Genomic DNA, 19,375 nt, shown 5'->3' with positions numbered 1-19,375 from the left:
CTCTCAGCTTCGCGCGCTGGAGTCACCTCCCGCGCCCACACGCTGTGAGCGCAACGCCTGCACCGCTTCGCCCACACCGATGCCCGGCAGATAGGCGGCCGAGATGGCGAGTCCAATGTTCGGCAGTTGCGCCGCATCCGGGTAGGCCATGATGAGCGGCCGCATCTGCGGCTGGAACTTGCGTTTGAAGCCGAGGAGCGAGCGGAATCCGTATACCGGCTCGAGCAAACGACCCACCTGGTCCAGCAGGCGGTCGATGGTGGCGACATTTGCCGCATCTTCAGCCTTCGTCGTTGAGGCAAGTGGCGCGCCCGAAAGGGAAAGCCACTCGAGCCCCTCATCGCGGAATCGTTCGGCAGCACGGGCGATGAGCATCTCCATCACACCGTTGCCGCCATCGGGATTGCGGCGCATGAAGTCGAGCGTGCGGCCCACGAGCTGACCATCGCGCCAGGTCGGCAACCAACTTGTGACGCCCTCGATGGTGCCATCGGGTGAGGTGGCGATGCCGAGGAGTGTTTCTGGTTGCGCCAACTCGGCAACTCCGCCGAGGGTGAAGCCCATTTCGGGCAACGGCTTGTCTCCCACCCAACGGTCATTGAGTTCCCGGATCTCGCGTGCGCGGCGCACGGTGAGGTCGTCCCAGCTTGACCACTCGACTTCGATGCCCGCGCGGTCGGAGCGGTTGATCGCGGTGCGGATGTCTTGCCACTTCTTGCCGGTCGTTGACCAACTCGCGAGATCAACGACCGATTCTTCGGCAACTTCGAGGGTGCTCCAGCCAATCGATTCGAGCCGTTCGCGCCACTCACCCGGCACGCTATAGGCGCAGGGCTCAAGGCCGGCACGTTCGGCGGCTCTGGCGAACCGTTGTAAGACGTCGACCGGGTCGGCAGCGCCGCCAAACGGCCCGCCGACGGTAATCGCCACCCCCTGCACATTGCGGAAGGCGACACAAACTCCGCTTTCGTCGACCCAATACTCATTGCCGTCCCAGATGCCGAGATACGACATTGAAGTGCCACCGCGTTTCAGGGCAGCGAGCACCTCGGGCTGCGGCTTACTCGCCAATTGCGGGTTGCCGCTTTGCAGCGTTCGCCACATGGCCACGATGCAGATCACGTTGAACACCGGCGAGAAGAGCGTCGCAACTACCTCGGCCGTCGCTGACGTCGGCCACATCGCACTTGGATTCACGGCGAGTGCGAGCGGAGGCAGCAATCGTTCAGGGCCGGCGAGGAGCGCTTCCCAGAAGGTCGGGTGCGGTTCGAATGGCTCCATATCGGAGCTCGCGAAGATTGCAAACGCGATCACCAGCGCAATCGCCGCGCCAATAACAACGCTGCTGAAGCGTTTGACCGCTCGCGGCGTTGGCCGCACGGGGAAAGAGTGTCGAGCGGTGAACAGCGCAATCGCCGCCGCCAGGTGGATGAGCACAATGACCACCAATTGCAGCACCGTCTCGACCGCATCCGCGCGGGCCGCAATCGGGTTCGCACCGAACATGCCCCGGAATTGCAGCGGTGCGATGCCCCAGAACCAGATGAGGAGGGCCACGACGAGCAGATTGAGCAGCACGCCAATTTCGGCCGCGAATCGCTGACCGCGCGCGAGCCCCCAAGCAATCACAATTAACGCGACCCAGGGCAGCGAGGAGATCACGAGTTCAAATGGATTGAGGTGGATGAGCGAAGCACGTTGGCTCACACATTCAGCGGTCACTCGCCAGATATCGCAATCGGTGCCCTCGAATTGGCTGATGGGGAGGATCGACGTGAGTGGCGCGGCGAGTGAGTGCGAGTGTGGCACGAGCAGAGCCAGCATTGGCCCGATGCCGAGCGCGGCGATTGACCACGCCAACAACGCCCGAGTTTCGACGACGGTGCTCGGTCGCCAGCCGCGACGGCGCTCGGTGGGATGCGCAAGCTCGCCAACAATGAGGCCCACGATCGCGGCACCCACCTTGTAGAGCACCGAGACATTGCCGACGTAAACGAGGAGTACCAGTACGCCCACAAACAGCAACACGCGGGTGCGACGCCGGCCGATGGGGCCGAGCCAGGCGCTCCCGATCGCGCAGATGCCGATGACAAGCGTGATCGGATCAGCCACGAATCCCTTGGAGGTGCCGCCAAGAAGCGGGAGTCCAGTGGCAACTCCGATCATTTGGAAGCCGATGCCGATTGCCGCTCCTGCGAGCGCCGACAGCGGAATCGCAGCCAAAAGCATCCGCCGCGGCATTCGCCCCTCAAAGAAGCCGATGGCGCCGAAAATGAGCGCGAGCGAGGCGAGAAATTGCAGCCAGCCCCAGCTCATGAACACGTAGCTGAATACTGTCCACCAGCGGCCGTTAGTGATGACTGCGTCGTGTCCGGTGGCAAGCCACGTCAGCGTCGGTGCCGGATGCGCGTGCGTGGTGCGCTCGACGATGAGGGTCACGATAAAGAGCACAGTGATGAGCGCGGCAATCGCGATCGTGACCGGCCGGGCTACGAGCCAACGGCGGATGCGCGCGAGTTCGTTGGTCATGCGGGCACCATCCCTGATCTGACGACCACCTGCGGCAGCACATGTTCGAGTGCGTACGACACCGTGCGGAAGTCGTGCCCGGTACCGGGCGAGGTGAGCGAGACGACGGTGATGCCAGAATCCTTCGCGACGCTCGTGAGTTGGTCGGCGAAGTTCTGGAACCACGAGTCATTGCCGCCGACGATGTGGAAGAGCGTGACATCACGGTAGGGAGCGTGCGACTTCATGATGGAGGTGGGCTTCGCCTGCTCATATTTCGCGGTGTCGCCACCGAATCCTTGGACAATTGTGTTCGCCTCATTGCCGAGGCTCGGAGTGAGCTCCCCCGCAATCGAAATCACCGAGCCGTAGCGATCGGGTTGATCGAGACCGATCTGGTAGGCGCAGGTGCCCCCTTGAGAGAAGCCACCAAAGGTCCACGCAGTGCGATCGTGCGCCACCGGCAGGTTGGCGAGAATCCAGGCCGGCACATCCTGCTCCAGATAGGTGCGCGAGTTGCCAGCGGGGCCGTCAACGCAGAGCGGATTCACCTCGGGCGTGCCGAGTTGATCGGGAACGACCACGATTGGAGCGAGACCATTGTGCGCGGCGGCGTAGCTTTCAAGGATTGTTTGGAACTGGCCAGCAGTAAACAGGTCGCCCGGGCCTCCCGGTTGCCCCGCAAGCATGACCATGACCGGGAGCGCCGGGGGTTGGGATGTTTGGGCCGCCGGTGGCAACCAGATGTACGCCGGTCGTGCCGGAAATCCGGATGTGGTCGCGGGAATCTGGGCCTGGTAGAGCTTGCCGCTGTCGGGTTGGTCGGCGGGCTTCTGCCACTGCGCCTCGGTAATTGGCGAGGATGCTGCGGGTCGCGCAGACTCGGTCGCGCCAGCCTGCGCGGTGAACGTGGGTACAGGGCCCTTCGGGAACAGGTCACCCACGGTGTGCACCGCACCAGCGTCGAGGTTGATCGCGAGTGCCACCGCGAGTATCGCGGAGACCAATGTGGCAGCACCGAGCGCACGCCGCTTGCCCGGTCGCAGACGCCGCGATTGGAAGAGCACGGCAGCGCCTGCTCCGGCAAGCCCCAGTCCGAGCGACCAGGCGATTCTTGTGCGCCAGCCCACCTGAATGCGGAAGATATTCCACACATCCATGAGGAGCCAAAACGCCAGCGTCGCGAGGAGTGCGGTGACGATGCCCGCGATAAGTGCCACTAAAACTAACTGCCGACGCGGGCGCGAGACATCCGGCACTGTCGAATCTCGCGCATCCTGCTTCGCCGACGCTATATGCGCGCGTTTTGGCAACAGTGCGAGTTCTAACGCAAGTATCGCCACGACTGCGATAGCAATGAAGAGCCAGAGTGAATCGAGGCGGATGGAAGCTAGCCAAGCTGGCATGAAGAGGACCATTCAGAGTCGCCGCGCGAGGTTCGTGCGGGCCCCGTTCATCCTGCACCCACTGAGCGCCCGCGTGATCAGCGGGCGCTCAGCTTAGGGAGTTTTGGCCTGGCTCGGTGTTAGCAGCCCTTGAGGCGTTCGGCCAGGTAGCCGTAGAGACGGTCGATCGAGACGCGTTCCTGAGACATTGAGTCACGTTCGCGCACGGTGACCGCGCGGTCCTCAAGCGAGTCAAAGTCGACGGTGACGCAATAGGGCGTACCGATCTCGTCCTGTCGACGGTAACGACGGCCGATGGCGCCGGCATCATCGAAGTCGATGTTCCAGCGGCCACCGCTACGAATCTCGTCGGCAACCTCACGCGCGAGCGGCGAGAGTTGCTCGTTGCGCGAAAGCGGCAGCACGGCGGCCTTCACCGGCGACAGACGCGGGTCGAGACGAAGCACCGTGCGCTTGTCGACGCCACCCTTCGCGTTCGGCGCCTCGTCTTCGTTGTACGAGTCAACGAGGAAGGCCATGAGCGAGCGGGTGAGGCCGAACGAAGGCTCGATGACGTACGGCGTGTAGCGCTCGCCCGAGGCCTGGTCAAAGAAACTGAGTTCGGTGCCTGACGCCGCGGTGTGGGCGCCGAGATCGTAGTCGGTGCGGTTCGCGATCCCCATGAGTTCACCCCAGGAACTCCCCTGGAAACCGAACTTGTACTCGAAGTCGATGGTGCCGGCCGAGTAGTGCGCGCGCTCATCCTCGGGCACGTCGAAGCGACGCATATTGTCGGGGTTGATACCGAGGTCGACGAACCAATCCCAGCACGCCTCGACCCAGCTGCGGAAGTGCTCGTCGGCCTCATCGGGCTTGACGAAGTACTCAATCTCCATCTGCTCGAACTCGCGGGTGCGGAAGATGAAGTTACCCGGGGTGATCTCGTTGCGGAAAGCCTTACCCACCTGACCGATGCCGAACGGGGGCTTCTTGCGTGCGGTGGTAACGACGTTGTTGAAGTTGACGAAAATGCCCTGCGCAGTTTCGGGGCGCAGGTAGTGCAGGCCCTCTTCGTCATCGACCGGACCGAGATAGGTCTTCATCAGGCCCGAGAAGAGCTTCGGCTCAGTCCAGTTGCCGGGCTGGCCAGTCTCGGGGTCGCGAATGTCGGCGAGGCCGTTCTCGGGTTCGCGGCCGTGCTTGGCGACATAGGCCTCAATGAGGTGGTCGGCACGGTAGCGCTTGTGGGTGTGGAGCGATTCGACGAGCGGGTCGGTGAACGTCTCGACGTGGCCCGAGGCCTTCCAGACGTCGGTCGGCAGGATGATCGACGAGTCGAGCCCGACCATATCGGCGCGGCCGCGCACGAAGGTCTGCCACCACTGCTGCTTGATGTTTTCCTTGAGCTCGACACCAAGCGGACCGTAGTCCCAAGCCGACCGAGAACCGCCGTAGACCTCACCCGCCTGGTAGACGAATCCGCGGCGCTTTGCGAGGGCGATGACTTGGTCGAGCGTTGAGGCTGCCATCTGGTTGTCACTCCTGAAGATGAGTTCGGGCCCAGCCGGATGCGGGGTCCGTGTGATCAACGGCCCATCCTACCGGCGGCACACCACTTGGGTGACCCGCCCAACACCCGCAATTACAGCGCGACATCCCCCGCGGGGTTCGCACCCGCAAACTCCGGGCGACGAGCCACGATCGCCGACGCCTCCTGGCGTGCCGGTGCTTCACCGGCAAGGTGCGCCAACGCTTCAGGAATCTCGCGACCCTTGGCCACCATCGCCTCGGCCCAAAGCTTCCCGGCCCGATACGACGAACGCACGAGCGGCCCCGCCATCACACCCGAGAAGCCGAGCTCGCGACCGAACTCGGCCAGGTCAATAAACTCCTGCGGCTTCACCCAGCGGTCGATCGGGTGGTGCAGCGAACTCGGGCGCAGGTACTGCGTGAGCGTAAGAATGTCGACCTTGTGGTCACGTAGCTCGCGCATCGTCGACTCAATCTCATCGCGCGTCTCGCCCATCCCGAGGATGAGATTTGACTTCGTAATCATGCCGAGTTCCGAAGCGCGGGCGAGCATCTCGAGCGAGTTGTCATAGCGAAAGCCCGGGCGGATCTGCTTGAAGATGCGCGGCACCGTCTCGAGATTGTGTCCGAACACCTCGGGCGCGGCCTCACAGACTGCCTCGAGTGCCCCATCCTTACCGCGGAAATCATCGACGAGGAGCTCCACACCGGTGCCGGGGCTGAGTTCGCGAATCTGCCTGCAGGTTTCGGCGAAGAGCCAGGATGCACCATCGGGCAGATCGTCACGGGCCACACCGGTGACCGTGGCGTAGCGCAGTCCGAGTTCGCGCACCGACTCGGCGACGCGACGCGGTTCATCCCGGTCGTAGCCGAGCGGCTTGCCGGTAGCGATCTGGCAGAAGTCACAGCGACGGGTGCACTGGTCGCCGCCGATGAGGAAGGTCGCCTCGCGGTCTTCCCAACACTCATAGATGTTTGGGCAACCCGCTTCTTCGCAGACGGTGTGCAGGCCACCGCCGCGGGCAAGGTTGCGCACATCCTCGTATTGCTTGCCAACGGCAGCGGTCGTGCGAATCCAATCGGGCTTGCGCTCGATCGGCGTCTGCTGATTCTGCGCTTCAATGCGCAGGAGGCGGCGGCCTTCGGGGGCTGGTGCAGTCACTTTGTCGCTTTCATAGACGTAGTCGGTGCTTCGAGAACCTCAGCACACTCTATGCGGGCGCATCGATTGGCGCACGAAAGCGGGCCAATTCGCGCTCGAGATGGGGCACGAGCCGCGCCGCCACATCCTCGAGTGTGGTGTCAATGCCGAGCGCTTCGAGGGACACGACCCCAGCATCCCGGATGCCGCAGGCAACGACGCGCTCGAACTCGGCGAGGTCGGAGTGCACATTGAGCGCGAGCCCGTGCATCGTGGTGCGGCGCGCAAATCGCACGCCAATCGCGCAGAGCTTGCGATCTTGTTCTCCCGGGCGCACAACCCAGACGCCAGAGCGACCCTCAACCCGCTGGGTCTCAAGCCCGTACTCCGCGGCCGTGGCCATTACCGCAGCTTCGAGGGCACGCACATAGGCGACGACATCTTGGCGGCCATGCACGTGGATGAGCGGATACACGACGAGCTGACCGGGCCCGTGATAAGTCACCGAGCCGCCGCGATCGATGCGCACGACCGGCACCTCATCATTGGGAATGTCTTCGGGCTGGGTGCGGCTACCGGCGGTATACACGTGGTCGAACTCAACCAGCATGAGCGTGTCATCATGCGCACCATCGGCGATTTGCTCGTGGAGATCGCGCTGTCGGGCGTCGACTTCTTGATAATCAACCGGGCCGCGACCGAGCAAGTTCTCCAAGTGCATGCGGGCGAGTCTACTCAGTTGTCGCTCGTAGGCTCTGTGCCATGACGCAGACTCAGCCCCTCATCCTGCTCCCAACCGATCTTGATCGCCTCCACGCATTTGAGCAGGAGGTGCACTCGCTGTTCAGCCACGCCACGACTCCGCCGAAAACTGAGGTGGCGCTCGGGGCCGAGCTCGCGAGCACCTCAGTAACCGTCGATGCCACTGGCGTGCGGATCTCTGGGGACGAAGAGGATCCGCGTGGGGATATCGCTGATTTCGTGGCCGTGGACCGCGAAGCCGATCAACTGGGTTCGTTCAAAATCAGCGGTCGCCCGGCCATTGTGAGTGCCACGGCCATCGAGTTGGACGGCGAACTTGAAGTCTCGCTCGATCTCAACCTGCGCGAAGTGCCGGTCGAGTGGCAAACGGATGCGGCCGGTCGCCTCGCCCTCGCGTATGCCGGCTCGAAAGAGCGCCACCTCCTCGGCTCAGCGCGAGTGTCCACCTCGAAAGCAAAGCTCATCGAACTCGTGCGGCAGGCCGCAACGAAGGCAGCGGCTGACGAGGGATTCGGCATTGAGATTCGCGAAATCGATCTCACCTCGGTGGGACGCTCGGTCACCGCCACCCTCGACGCGAAAGTGAAGAAGGGCATCATTTCGGCCGGAGCAGCAGCGCAGGTGAACGTCGATATCGATCGTGACCTCATCGCTCGCATCGGTGAGATTCAAGTGACGAGCGGCAACCCCGTGGTCAAAGCCGTGCTCATGGCGCTGAAGTCAAAGATTGCCCGCTACGAAGGCAAGAGCGTCGATATCAATGACCGGTTGCCTGCTGGCGTTTACCTCACCGATCTGCAATTTCGTTTCGGCAATGACCTCGACGTCGAAGTGACGCTCGGCTAGTGGCCATCGCTACGCTGGGGCCATGACCCCCTCGCCGCATCCAACTGAAGTGCAGTTGCGTCCCATCGATTGGACGGGGCTCACTCCCCCGCCATTGCCGCAGCGAGCGGTTCCCGATCATGTCGCGATCGTCATGGATGGCAATGGTCGGTGGGCAAATCAGCGCGGGCTTCCTCGAACGGAAGGGCACCGTGCCGGTGAGTCGGCACTCCTCGATGTCGTGGCCGGCGCACTCCAGGTCGGCGTGAAGCACCTTTCGGTCTACGCGTTTTCAACCGAGAACTGGAAGCGTTCTGCCGATGAGGTGCGCTTTCTCATGGGCTTCAACCGCGAAGTGTTGCATCGGCAGCGCGACCAGTTGAACGCCTGGGGTGTGCGTATCGTGTGGTCAGGTCGCACGCCGCGGCTCTGGAAGAGCGTGATCGATGATCTGCGCCAGGCCGAAGAGCTTACGAAGCACAACACCCGCATGACGCTGAATATGTGTGTCAATTACGGTGGCCGCATCGAACTCGTGGATGCGGTGCGCGAGTTGGCTGCCGAAGCGAAAGCTGGGCGCCTGGATCCGAAGCGGATTAGCGAAAAGTCAATTTCGCAGCGGCTGTACCAGGCGGATTTGCCGGATGTGGATTTGTTTGTGCGGTCTTCCGGTGAACAGCGCACCTCGAACTTCTTGCTCTGGCAGTCGGCCTATGCCGAGTTCGTGTTTCTCGACACACTCTGGCCAGACTTTTCGCGCACTGATCTTTGGCAAGCGATTGAGATCTACGCCGATCGAGACCGCCGATTCGGCGGCGCGGTCGACAAGCCGGTGGCCTCGGCGTAGGAGGGTCTCGATACGGCCTTCGGCCTACTCGACCAGCCAAGATGTGGTTGGTCGAGTAGCCAGTTTTTGGTTGCTCGAGTAGCGGAGCGTATCGAGACCCCCGCCTACGGCCGCCGGTCCGCTGCCCGCACACCGAGCGAGCGCAGGGAGCGGTCGAGGTGAAACTCCACGTACCCCGCCACAATCTGACTCGCGCGATCACGCACCGACGGCTCCGCCGCATCCGCCACTCGCCAGCTGCCCGCGAGCAGCGCCCAAAGGTGCCGCATCACATCGATATCGGCTACCGTCGTCGCCCCGACGGCAATCGCGCAGTCATCGCACACGGCGCCACCGGCACCGAACGAAATACGCGAATGCGGCCCTGGACGATCGCAGCGCGCGCAGTTCGCGAAGCTCGGCTCCCAGCCCGCAAGCGAGAGCGCCCGCAATAGGTACGAGTCAAGCGCCAGCTGCGGTTCACGCTCCGCCCGGGCCAGCGAACGCAACGCGCCAACTAACAGCGCCCACTGTTGCGGTGCGGGTTCGGCGTCGATGATGCGTGCGCAGGTCTCCACCATGACCGAGGCGGCCGTGTATGCGGCGTAGTCCTCGACGATGCGCGCGGCATAGGCATCGATGGTGACCGCCTGCGTCACCGTCTCGAGCCCGGAGCGCTCAAGCGGATTGCGCGTGAATAGCTGCACGTCAACCACCGTGAATGGTTCCAGCCGCGCCCCGAACTTGGATGAGGTGCGCCGCACGCCGCGCGCGACTGCCCGCACCAATCCGCGTTCCTTACCAAATAGAGTGAGGAGGCGATCGGCTTCGCCGAGCTGCTGCGAACGCAGCACCACCACTTCATCCCCGTATACCGGCATTCGTCCAGTATCCCGCTCCTCGCTTCGAAGGCACAGATGGAACCGACAGACGCCATTCCGGCGATTCCACTTTGGCTCGACCTCACCGCAGTGGCATTTGGTGCGTTGAGTGCCTCGGCGACCGCAGAAAATGTGCAGAGCCGCGGCCGCCGCATTGACTGGCTCGGCATCGCCATCCTCGGCATTGCCGTAGGTCTCGGCGGCGGTTTCTTGCGCGACCTGCTCATCGGCGTGCCGTTCGCGACTATCGGGTCGAATTGGTACATCCTCACCGCGGCGAGCGCCGCACTGATCGGCATGTGGCTCTCGCACGCGCTACAGAAGGTGAATGCGCTCGTCACTATCCTTGACGCAGCCTCACTCGGATTCTTCGCGGTGGTCGGCACGGCCAAGGCCATCGCCCACGGCATCGACCCACTCCCGGCCATCATGATCGGCACGGTAGCCGCCGCCGGTGGCGGTGCGATTCGCGATTTGCTCGTGCAATTGCCAGTCGGTGTGCTGTTCGCTGGCACGTTCTATGCCGCGGCCGCATTCATTGGCACCGCGGCATTCGTGGTCGCCGACCTTCTCGGGGCCTCAATGATCACCGGGATGCTCATCTGCTGGGTTATTACCGTCGGCATCCGACTCGCGAGTGTGAAGTGGGGATTGAGCTTGCCCGAGCAAATGTCGTTACGACGTTCTGAATCCCGTCAGCGTCGCGACCAGCGGCGCCTGCTCAATTGGTGGCCGGTCAAGCGCCGCCACCTCCGCGCCTCTACCCACGAACCCGCCACCTACACGGGTTCGCTGCCGATCATTGACAAGCGGCGCGGCGACGAGGATGCGCAACCCACCGCCTAGATCGCAGCACTGACACAGCAACGGGCGCTGGCCCTCGAATCGCTTCGAGGCCAGCGCCCTTCGTGTTGAGATGAGCCTTAGGCGACCGGAACCGGGTCAGCGGCGAGCTGGCCATCGCGGATGGCGCGGTTTACCGAGGACACGATCGCCTTGAGCGAGGCGGTCGAGATATCGGGGTCGATGCCGACGCCCCACAGACGCTTGCCCGCGACTTCGAGTTCGACATAGGCCGCGGCGAGCGCGTCGCCCGATGCCGAGAGCGTGTGCTCGACATAGTCGAACAGACGCACCTCGTAGCCGCGCTCGTTGACCGCGTTGAGGAAGGCGTTGATCGGGCCGTTCCCTGCCGCATCGACGAGCTTCGTTTCTTCGCCGTCGCGCAGCTTCACCTGCAGCGTCGTCGAGCCGTCCATCTCAGTGGCGGTGCGGGTGCCGAAGATCTCGATGCGGCCCCACTTCTCGTCGTCGGCCTTGGCGGGCAGGTACTCGTCAACGAAGATCTCCCAGATCTCTTCAGCCGAGACCTCGCCACCCTCGGTGTCGGTCTGGTGCTGCACGATCTGCGAGAACTCGATCTGCAGGCGACGCGGCAGGTCGAGGTTGTGGTGTTCCTTGAGCAGGTACGCCACACCACCCTTGCCCGATTGCGAGTTGACGCGAATCACAGCCTCGTAGCTGCGGCCGAGGTCCTTCGGGTCGACCGGCAGGTAGGGAACCGCCCAGACCATGTCGTCGACGGCAACGCCGGTGGCCTCCGCTTCGGCGGCCATGGCTTCGAAGCCCTTCTTGATCGCATCCTGGTGCGAGCCCGAGAATGCGGTGTAGACGAGGTCGCCGCCCCAGGGCGAGCGCTCGCCGACACGTAGCTGGTTGCAGTACTCGACAGTGCGACGCACCTCGTCGATGTTCGAGAAGTCGATCTCAGGGTCGACGCCCTGCGTGAACATGTTGATGCCGAGGGTGACGAGGTCGACGTTGCCGGTGCGCTCACCATTACCGAAGAGGCAACCCTCGATGCGGTCCGCGCCCGCCATATAACCAAGCTCGGCTGCGGCGACCGCGGTGCCGCGGTCATTGTGCGGGTGCAGCGAGATGATCACCGAGTCGCGGCGCACAATGTTGCGGTGCATGTACTCGATCGAGTCGGCGTAGACGTTCGGCGTGGTCATCTCGACCGTGGCCGGTAGGTTGAGGATGAGCTTTCGCTCGGGCGTCGCGTCGAACGCTTCGATGACCGCGTTCGAGACCTCGAGCGCGTAGTCGAGCTCGGTGCCGGTGTAACTCTCCGGCGAGTACTCGTAGTAGATCTCGGTGCCTTCAGCGATCGACTCGAAGCGCTTGCACATGTGCACGCCGTCGAGCGCGATCTGCTTGATGCCCTCGCGGTCTTCGCGGAAGACGACCTTGCGCTGCAGGGTCGAGGTCGAGTTGTAGAGGTGCACGATGGCGCGCTTTGCACCGCGCAGCGACTCAAAGGTGCGCTTGACGAGGTGTTCGCGGGCCTGGGTGAGCACCTGAATGGTGACGTCGTCGGGAATCAGCCCTTCTTCGATGAGCTGACGCACGAAGTCAAAGTCGGTCTGGCTCGCCGAGGGGAAGCCAACCTCGATCTCCTTGTAGCCCATGCGCACGAGGAGTTCGAACATCACCTTCTTGCGTTCGGGCGACATCGGGTCAATGAGGGCCTGGTTGCCATCGCGCAGGTCGACCGCGCACCAGCGCGGGGCCTTGTCGATGACCTTGTTCGGCCAGGTGCGGTCAGGCAGGCGAATGCCGAACTGCTGGTCGTACGAGACGTAACGGTGGACGGGCATGCCGGACGGCTGCTGGAAGTGCTCCATGATTGCTGCTCCTGTGGTGCAAAAAGTCGGTGCTCTAGCTCAAGAATGGTTCTAAGCCAACGCTGCACTCCGCGACGAGGAAGGCTTAGTTTCTAAGCCTCGTCGCGGCACAGAAGGAGGAGCGCGCCGAACGGGAGCATGCAAACATCGTAACACCGGCGTGACCGTGTCGTGATCATCAGTCGGCCATCCCTCGCAACTTAGGCCCCCGCAACTTAGGCAGCTCGGCTTGCGAGCTGTACTTCACTCGCACCGCGCAGATCTGCCGTCACTTCGCCGCGGCGCACCACGATGACGTGTTGTGCCCTCGCTGCTACTGCGACGTCGTTGGTCGCATGCACGACCGCGATCCTGCGTTCATCCGCGATCACGCGCAGGATGCCTTCAAGCATGCTCGAGGCTCGTGCGGCCAGGCGCGAAAACGGTGAGAAGGCCGCAATTACCGGTGCGCCGGTGGCCACTGCTCGGCCGAGCGAGACCCGCTGCTGCAATTCGGCAGACAGTTGCTGCACGGGTTGCCCGACAACGGTTTCGAGCCCGAGTGAATGCAAGAGCTCAGCCTGCGAGGGCGCCCCAATAGCCTTGTCACAGCGCAGGTTCTCAGCAACGGTCTGCGTCGGGATGACGATCGGTTGCGTGTCGAGCACTGCAACGGCACGCGGTGACAGCGAACGCGGCACACGACTCGCGAACTCACGGCTCCCAATGCGCGAAGAGCCAGCATCAACGCCCTCAATGCCAAGACTTGCGCGCAAGAGCGCCGCACCCGAACCGTCATATGACAGCAGCACGGTCGTCTCGCCGGCGCGCGCATCGAAACCTGCGTCAAGGAGCGGTGCCACCCCGCCACGGCGCAGGCCGCGCACCGTGAACAGCAGGCCAGAATCACTCATGCACCAACGTTACGAAGTCGCCAATCATATTGGCGTCCACGCGACTACCGATGCGCGATCATCCTTTCGATGGATGCGCAAACTGACGGCGAGTGCGGGCAAGGTTCACCAGTGAACTAGATGAGCCCGTGCTCGTACGCGAACACCACCAATTGCACGCGGTCACGCAGCGAGAGTTTCGCCAGGATGCGCGAAATATGCGTCTTGACGGTTGCCTCCGAGAGAAACTCCTGCTTCGCGATCTCGCTATTCGACATGCCCTTGGCGGCGAGGAAGAACATCTCCCGCTCACGCTCAGTGAGCGCGGCAAACTCTTCCGGCTCGCCCCCGAGGCGATCGGGCGATTGTGAGAAGCGGCGAATGAGATCGGCAGTTGCCTGCGCCGCGAACACCTCAGCGCCCGAGTGCACGGTGCGGATGGCAGCGAGCAAGAACTCCGGGTCGGCATCCTTAAGCACAAACCCGGATGCCCCGGCAGCGACCGCGCGCGCGACCGCCTTGTCGAGGTCAAAGGTCGTAAGCACGAGCACACGCGTGTCGAGCCCGCGTGCGGCGATCTGCTGGGTCGCCTCGATGCCATCCATCACCGGCATGCGCACATCCATGAGCATGACATCGGGCTGTTCCATCGCCGCCAACCGCACCGCTTCGGCACCATCCGAGGCCTCGCCGACAAAGGTCATGTCCGGCTGGCTATCGATGAGCATCCGGATGCCGCCGCGGAAAAGCTGCTGGTCATCAACAAGCGCAACACGAATAGCGGCTGCGTCGGTATCAGGTGCGGTCACGATGATCTCGTTTCGTCGGTTGGGCGGGCGACGGTCGGTCACCAGCTGTCGCTTCCGCTTCCACAATAGGCGTGTCGAGGCTGGCCGGATGCAACATACCGGGTTGTGCCGTCGCGCAATTGTCCGCGGCGTACGGCACCCGCACCCGCACTTCAAAGTCACCGCCGACCGGACCCGCCTCAACCTGGCCACCGACGACGAGGATGCGTTCGCGCATGCCGATGAGGCCGTGACCGGAACCCACAGCGATCGCGGGCTTAGGTGAGATGCGATTGCGGATGCGCAGGTGCAGCGCGTCGCTCCAAAAAAATTCGACAATGGTCGGCGAGCGCAGATCGGCATATTTGAGCGCGTTCGTGAGCGACTCCTGGATGAGTCGGAAGACCGCGACTTCAGCTGCGGTGCCGAGCGACTGCCGCTCGCCGTTGCTGGTGACTCGTAGATCAAGACCGGCGGCTCGGATGCGGTGGAATACCTGGTCGATGTCATCGAGCGACTTCTGCGTGGCATCGCCTTGCGAGTGCCGAAGTTGCGCGAGGAGCGCCCGCACATCAACGAGTGCCTCGCGAGCGGTCGTTGAGATGGTTTGCAGCACCGGCTCGGATTGGGTGGGGTCGGCCTTTGCGAGATAGCGTCCGCCATCCGCCTGCGCGACTACGACCGCGAGGGAGTGGGCCACGACATCGTGCATATCGCGCGCGATTTGTGTGCGTTCCTGCTCGACGACAAGCTGCTCCTGCGTGCGCTCATATTCGAGTTCGGCCAGCTCTGCCGCGTGGGCTGCCTCGCGGGTGCGGCGCTGCATCCGCTGTACGAGCCCGGCGAGCCAGAAGAGCACCGTGATGAGCGCGAGGATGAGGGCGAGCCACGACCACTGCACGATGAAGACGCCGAAGCCGCTAAAACCTCGCCCCATGTACTCACTAAAGAAGGGAAACTCGCGCGGGAAGAGGGCAAGGTTTGCGGCCATGACGCAAGGCAGAATCAGCGAGGCGGCGCCGCTCACCTTGAGGAGCAGGCGTGACCCCTGGGCCGCCGAGCTGTAGATGATGAGCAGTGCACCGAGGTCGACGCCGTGCGGCGCGGTACCGAGGAACAGCTTGATGACGAACGCCAGCAGCATGAGCATGAAGGCATACCAGGGCGAATACCGCCGCAGCGCCAGCCCGAGGGTCAGCGGCACCCAACTGGCAACGACTCCCCAATCAAAGAAGTAGCTGTAGTCGGCGCGCAGAGAGAACGGGAAGCCGACGATCCCCATGACGCCGAGGGCAACGAGGAGATCGGTCAGCCAAATCTGCCGTGTTTGCTGCCTGCATGACGAGGTGAACCAGCGTCGCCAATTGGACCACGACGCCGGTGTGACCTCAGAAGCCGAGTCGACCGAGCTGCTTAGGGTCACGCTGCCAGTCCTTAGCCACTTTCACGTGCAGGGCGACGATGACGCGCCCGCCGATGATGCTCTGGATTTCTGCGGCGGCCTTTTCGCGCACTTCCTTGAGACGTGATCCGCCGCGCCCGATCATGATGCCCTTCTGGCTATCGCGCTCGACAAAGACATTGGCGTAGACCTCGCGCGTGGTGCCGTCATCGCGCAGGACGATGTCGTCGATGGTCACCGCGAGCGAATGTGGCAGTTCCTCTCGCACACCCTCAAGTGCAGCTTCGCGGATGAGCTCAGCGGCGCGCTTCTCAAAGCCCTCTTCGGTGACCATATCGGCCGGGTAGAGCGGTTGTGAGACCGGCATCAGCGCAATGAGTTCGTCGGTGAGTGTCTCGAGGTTGATGTCATCGAGCGCCGAGACCGGCACAATCGCATCCCATTCCCGCAGCATCGAAATCGCGAGCAACTGATCACCAACCTGCGCCCTCGGCACTGTTTCTGCCTTGGTGACGAGCGCGATTTTCTTCGCGTTCGGCGCGCGGTCAAGCTGCTCGTTGATGTAGCGGTCTCCGGGGCCGATCGGCTCGCCGGCGGGCACACAGAACCCAATGACATCGACCTCGCCGAGCGTGTCTTCGACGAGCTCATTCAGGCGCTTACCGAGAAGTGTGCGCGGGCGGTGCATACCGGGGGTGTCCACGATGACGAGCTGGCCATTGGGGCGGTGCACGATGCCGCGCACCGCATGCCGGGTGGTCTGTGGCTTCGACGAGGTGATCGCGATCTTCTCACCAACGAGCGCATTCGTCAGGGTTGATTTGCCCACGTTCGGGCGGCCAACGAAGGTGACGAAGCCGGCACGGTAGGCGCCCTCGTCGGGGCCCTCTTGCTCGTTAAGGGCGGTCTCGTCGCTCATGCGTGATCCCTTTCGCTGCGAGTGCCACGCCGGGTGGGCCGCCGGTCGTCGAGCACGTGGTCTATCGAGTCTGGCACCTCTCCCCCAAACTCGTCATCTTCGGATGGGAGGGCGATGGCGCGCACCGTGACGGCCGTCACCCGACGTCGGCGACCGATGCGGTCAGCGGTGAGCTGCAAACCGTGCGTTTCGACGACGTCACCGAGTTCGGGAATCTTGTCGAGTTCCTTGGCAAGCAGGCCACCCACGGAGTCGACATCGTCGAAGTCGAGGTCGATGTCGAAGAGTTCGCCGAGTTCATCAATTGGCATGCGCGATGACACGCGCAGGTCACCATTCGCGAGCAGCTCCACTGACTCGACGTGGCGGTCGTACTCATCTGAGATCTCGCCGACGAGCTCCTCGATAAGGTCTTCCAGCGTGACGAGACCGGCAATGCCGCCGTACTCGTCAACGACCATCGCGAAGTGGCGCGATTGCCGACGCATCCGCCGCAGGAGTTCATCCGCGGTGACTGACTCGGGCACGAAGTCAACCGGCCGCGAGACGAGTTCCACGCGAGTTTGCGGGTTACCGGCGTCAAGCTGCAGAAACTTCGCGAGGTCTTTCACGTAGACGATGCCGCGCACATCGTCGCTATCTCGGCCAATGATCGGGGCGCGCGAGTAGCCGACGTCAATAAGCACCGCGAGGGCGTCGGCCACCGTGTCATCCACATCGACGGTAACCATGTCGGTGCGCGCCACCATCACTTCCCGCACGAGCCGATCGCCGAAATCAAACACCGAGTGGATGAGTTCCCGATCACTATCGTTGAGCACCTCGAGTTCGGTGGCCTCATCGACGAGCGAGAGCAATTGTTCTTCGCTCGTAAAGCCGCTCGAGCGGGCCGGCCGTCCAGGCGTCACGGTGTCACCGATCGCCACGAGGAGATCGGCGATGGGTCCAGCGGTGACTCGCGTCACGCGGATCAAGCCGGCCATGGCACGCAAGGTGGCACGCGGATGCGCCCGACCGATCGAGCGCGGGCTCGAGCCGGTGAGCACGAAGGCAGCGACCAGCATGATCGCAACCGCAACGAGGAAGGCGAGCCACGCTTGGTCAAAGGTGCGGGCAAAGGCGACACCGACGAGCACCGCAGCGATGGTGTCGAGGGCAACGCGAGCAAAGTTGAGCGCCACCGCATGCGATTCGGGGTCAGCAGCGATCGCCCGCAGCGCTTTCGAGCTGCGTCCGTCGTCGGCTAGTTCGTCAATGTCGGCGCGAGAGAGCGCACCGAGCGCCGCATCGGCGGCGGCAAGCAGCGCCGCACCGATGAGCAGCACCACCGCCGCGACGATGACTCCGAACCAAATCACTTGCGTCGCCCCGCCTTGCGCTCAGCCATCGCGAAGCCGACGAGCAGATCACGTTGCAGGTCGAACATTTCCTTGTGTTCGTCAGGTTCGGCGTGGTCGAAACCGAGCAGGTGCAGGGTGCCGTGCGTCACGAGCAGGGCGATTTCGTCCATCGTCGAATGACCGGCCTCGGCGGCCTGTGACTCGGCCACCTGCGGGCACACGACGATATCGCCAAGGAGCCCGGGCGGGGTGCGACGTTCAATTGAGCCCGGCCGCAACTCATCCATCGGAAAGCTCAGCACATCGGTTGGACCCGGCTCATCCATCCACTGCACGTGGAGTTCTTCCATCGGTCCGACATCGACGAACACGATATTGAGGTCGGCATCGGGATGAATGAACATTTCGTCGAGCACGTGCGTCGCGAGGCGCAACACCTTCTGCTCGTCGACGTCGAAGTTGGATTCGTTGTTGATTTCGATGCTCATCGGCGGTGTCCTCGTGAAGTGGGCCGTTGTCCTCGGGATTGTTCGCGGTCGTCCCATGCGGTGTAGGCGTCGACGATCTCGCCGACGAGCGTGTGACGCACCACATCGGCACTCGTGAGCGTGGCGAAATGAATGTCTTCGATGCGGCCAAGCACTCGCGTGGCTTGGCGCAGGCCCGACACACCGTTCGGCAGGTCAACCTGGGTGATATCGCCGGTGACGACCATTTTCGAGCCAAATCCGAGGCGGGTGAGGAACATCTTCATCTGCTCGGGGGTCGTGTTTTGTGCTTCGTCGAGTACGACAAAGGCGTCATTGAGCGTGCGGCCACGCATATAGGCGAGCGGCGCGACTTCGACGACGTTCGAGGCCATGAGCTTGACGACGAGATCGGGGTCGAGCATCTCTTGGAGCGCGTCAAAGAGCGGGCGTAGATATGGGTCGATCTTGTCGTTGAGGGTGCCGGGCAGGAAGCCCAAGCGCTCCCCCGCCTCAACCGCGGGGCGGGTGAGAATGATGCGGGTCACTTCTTTGCGCTGGAGCGCCTGCACGGCCTTCGCCATCGCGAGGTAGGTCTTGCCGGTACCGGCCGGGCCGATGCCAAAGGTGATCGTGTGCTCTTCGATGGCGTCAACGTATTGCTTCTGCCCGAGTGTTTTCGGCCGGATGGTCTTGCCGCGCGACGAGACGATTGCCTCACCGAGCACGTTGGCCGGCGCAGGCGCGCCCGGCGTATCGAGTAACCGCTGGCTGCGCTCAACCTGCTCGGGTTCGAGGTCGACGCCGCGCTGTGCCATTTCGGTGAGTTCGCGCACGAGTGCCTCGGCGGCCGCGACATCCTCGCGCTCACCTGAGAAAGTGATTTCGTTGCCGCGGGCAAGCACGCGCACCCGCGGGTGCTCGCGCTCAACGGTCTTGAGCAGTCGGTCGCCGGGACCGAGTAGCCGCACCATTGAGATGCCCTCAACGGTGATCGTGCGCTCGACGAATTCGGCGGGGGTGGATGCGGGGTTCACCATTG

Annotated in this window: 17 protein-coding genes; 3 read left to right on the top strand and 14 right to left on the bottom strand. The window is 63.3% G+C overall.

Annotated elements, in window-relative coordinates:
• Window positions 1–3 precede the first annotated feature (3 nt).
• From EG850_RS01115 to lipB, 5 genes are all read right to left on the bottom strand, one after another.
• A complete protein-coding gene (locus tag EG850_RS01115) occupies window positions 4–2,529 on the bottom strand; it encodes a DUF2156 domain-containing protein (RefSeq protein WP_124968987.1) in 2,526 nt (841 codons plus the stop codon).
• On the bottom strand, window positions 2,526–3,728 hold the full coding sequence (locus EG850_RS01110; RefSeq protein WP_185714886.1) for an alpha/beta hydrolase: 1,203 nt from the start codon (window positions 3,726–3,728) through the stop codon (window positions 2,526–2,528). The genes EG850_RS01115 and EG850_RS01110 overlap by 4 nt, the downstream gene beginning before the upstream one ends.
• 305 nt (window positions 3,729–4,033) lie before the next feature.
• The gene (locus EG850_RS01105) at window positions 4,034–5,422 is read right to left on the bottom strand and encodes a glycine--tRNA ligase (protein WP_124969180.1); all 1,389 of its coding nucleotides are present in this window, start codon (window positions 5,420–5,422) and stop codon (window positions 4,034–4,036) included.
• 113 nt (window positions 5,423–5,535) lie between these two features.
• The gene (gene lipA, locus EG850_RS01100; protein ID WP_124968983.1) at window positions 5,536–6,585 is read right to left on the bottom strand and encodes a lipoyl synthase; all 1,050 of its coding nucleotides are present in this window, start codon (window positions 6,583–6,585) and stop codon (window positions 5,536–5,538) included.
• A gap of 49 nt (window positions 6,586–6,634) precedes the next feature.
• Complete coding sequence (lipB, locus tag EG850_RS01095) at window positions 6,635–7,285, bottom strand: lipoyl(octanoyl) transferase LipB (RefSeq protein ID WP_124968981.1); 651 nt, start codon at window positions 7,283–7,285, stop codon at window positions 6,635–6,637.
• A gap of 41 nt (window positions 7,286–7,326) precedes the next feature.
• On the opposite strand from lipB, the gene EG850_RS01090 reads away from it, so the two are divergent.
• Both EG850_RS01090 and EG850_RS01085 read left to right on the top strand, forming a co-directional pair.
• Window positions 7,327–8,172 (top strand): hypothetical protein, encoded by an 846-nt coding sequence (locus EG850_RS01090; protein ID WP_124968979.1) that lies wholly within the window; start codon window positions 7,327–7,329, stop codon window positions 8,170–8,172.
• A 22-nt stretch (window positions 8,173–8,194) separates the two neighbouring features.
• Complete coding sequence (locus EG850_RS01085; protein ID WP_124968977.1) at window positions 8,195–8,998, top strand: isoprenyl transferase; 804 nt, start codon at window positions 8,195–8,197, stop codon at window positions 8,996–8,998.
• 104 nt (window positions 8,999–9,102) lie between these two features.
• Here the strand turns inward: EG850_RS01085 and recO are convergent, their stop codons facing one another.
• On the bottom strand, window positions 9,103–9,858 hold the full coding sequence (recO, locus tag EG850_RS01080; protein ID WP_124968975.1) for a DNA repair protein RecO: 756 nt from the start codon (window positions 9,856–9,858) through the stop codon (window positions 9,103–9,105).
• A gap of 36 nt (window positions 9,859–9,894) precedes the next feature.
• On the opposite strand from recO, the gene EG850_RS01075 reads away from it, so the two are divergent.
• Window positions 9,895–10,704: a trimeric intracellular cation channel family protein gene (locus EG850_RS01075; RefSeq protein ID WP_124968973.1), complete on the top strand. Its 810-nt coding sequence runs from the start codon at window positions 9,895–9,897 to the stop codon at window positions 10,702–10,704.
• Window positions 10,705–10,781: 77 nt separating this feature from the next.
• On the opposite strand, the gene leuA is transcribed toward EG850_RS01075, so the two are convergent.
• The 8 genes from leuA to EG850_RS01035 all read right to left on the bottom strand — a co-directional run bounded on the left by leuA (window position 10,782) and on the right by EG850_RS01035 (window position 19,373).
• Window positions 10,782–12,545, bottom strand: coding sequence for a 2-isopropylmalate synthase (gene leuA, locus EG850_RS01070; RefSeq protein ID WP_124968971.1), 1,764 nt, complete (start codon window positions 12,543–12,545; stop codon window positions 10,782–10,784).
• Between the two features lie 215 nt (window positions 12,546–12,760).
• The gene (locus EG850_RS01065) at window positions 12,761–13,438 is read right to left on the bottom strand and encodes an ATP-binding cassette domain-containing protein (RefSeq protein WP_124968969.1); all 678 of its coding nucleotides are present in this window, start codon (window positions 13,436–13,438) and stop codon (window positions 12,761–12,763) included.
• Window positions 13,439–13,554: 116 nt separating this feature from the next.
• A complete protein-coding gene (locus tag EG850_RS01060; RefSeq protein WP_124968967.1) occupies window positions 13,555–14,226 on the bottom strand; it encodes a response regulator in 672 nt (223 codons plus the stop codon).
• Window positions 14,213–15,628 carry a sensor histidine kinase gene (locus EG850_RS01055; RefSeq protein WP_124968965.1) on the bottom strand — a complete coding sequence of 472 codons (1,416 nt, stop codon included), beginning with the start codon at window positions 15,626–15,628 and terminating at the stop codon, window positions 14,213–14,215. The genes EG850_RS01060 and EG850_RS01055 overlap by 14 nt, the downstream gene beginning before the upstream one ends.
• Window positions 15,594–16,526 carry a GTPase Era gene (gene era, locus EG850_RS01050; protein ID WP_124968963.1) on the bottom strand — a complete coding sequence of 311 codons (933 nt, stop codon included), beginning with the start codon at window positions 16,524–16,526 and terminating at the stop codon, window positions 15,594–15,596. The genes EG850_RS01055 and era overlap by 35 nt, the downstream gene beginning before the upstream one ends.
• Entirely contained in the window at window positions 16,523–17,884 is a 1,362-nt protein-coding gene (locus tag EG850_RS01045; RefSeq protein WP_124968962.1) for a hemolysin family protein, read from the bottom strand. The genes era and EG850_RS01045 overlap by 4 nt, the downstream gene beginning before the upstream one ends.
• Window positions 17,881–18,354 (bottom strand): rRNA maturation RNase YbeY, encoded by a 474-nt coding sequence (ybeY, locus tag EG850_RS01040; protein WP_124968961.1) that lies wholly within the window; start codon window positions 18,352–18,354, stop codon window positions 17,881–17,883. Before ybeY ends, EG850_RS01045 begins: the two co-directional genes overlap by 4 nt.
• A complete protein-coding gene (locus EG850_RS01035; protein ID WP_124969178.1) occupies window positions 18,351–19,373 on the bottom strand; it encodes a PhoH family protein in 1,023 nt (340 codons plus the stop codon). The genes ybeY and EG850_RS01035 overlap by 4 nt, the downstream gene beginning before the upstream one ends.
• Between the last annotated feature and the right edge of the window lie 2 nt (window positions 19,374–19,375).

The organism is Gulosibacter macacae (genome assembly GCF_003865375.1).
In the GTDB taxonomy this organism is placed as follows: domain Bacteria; phylum Actinomycetota; class Actinomycetes; order Actinomycetales; family Microbacteriaceae; genus Gulosibacter; species Gulosibacter macacae.
This window is presented reverse-complemented; position numbering and strand designations above follow the sequence as displayed.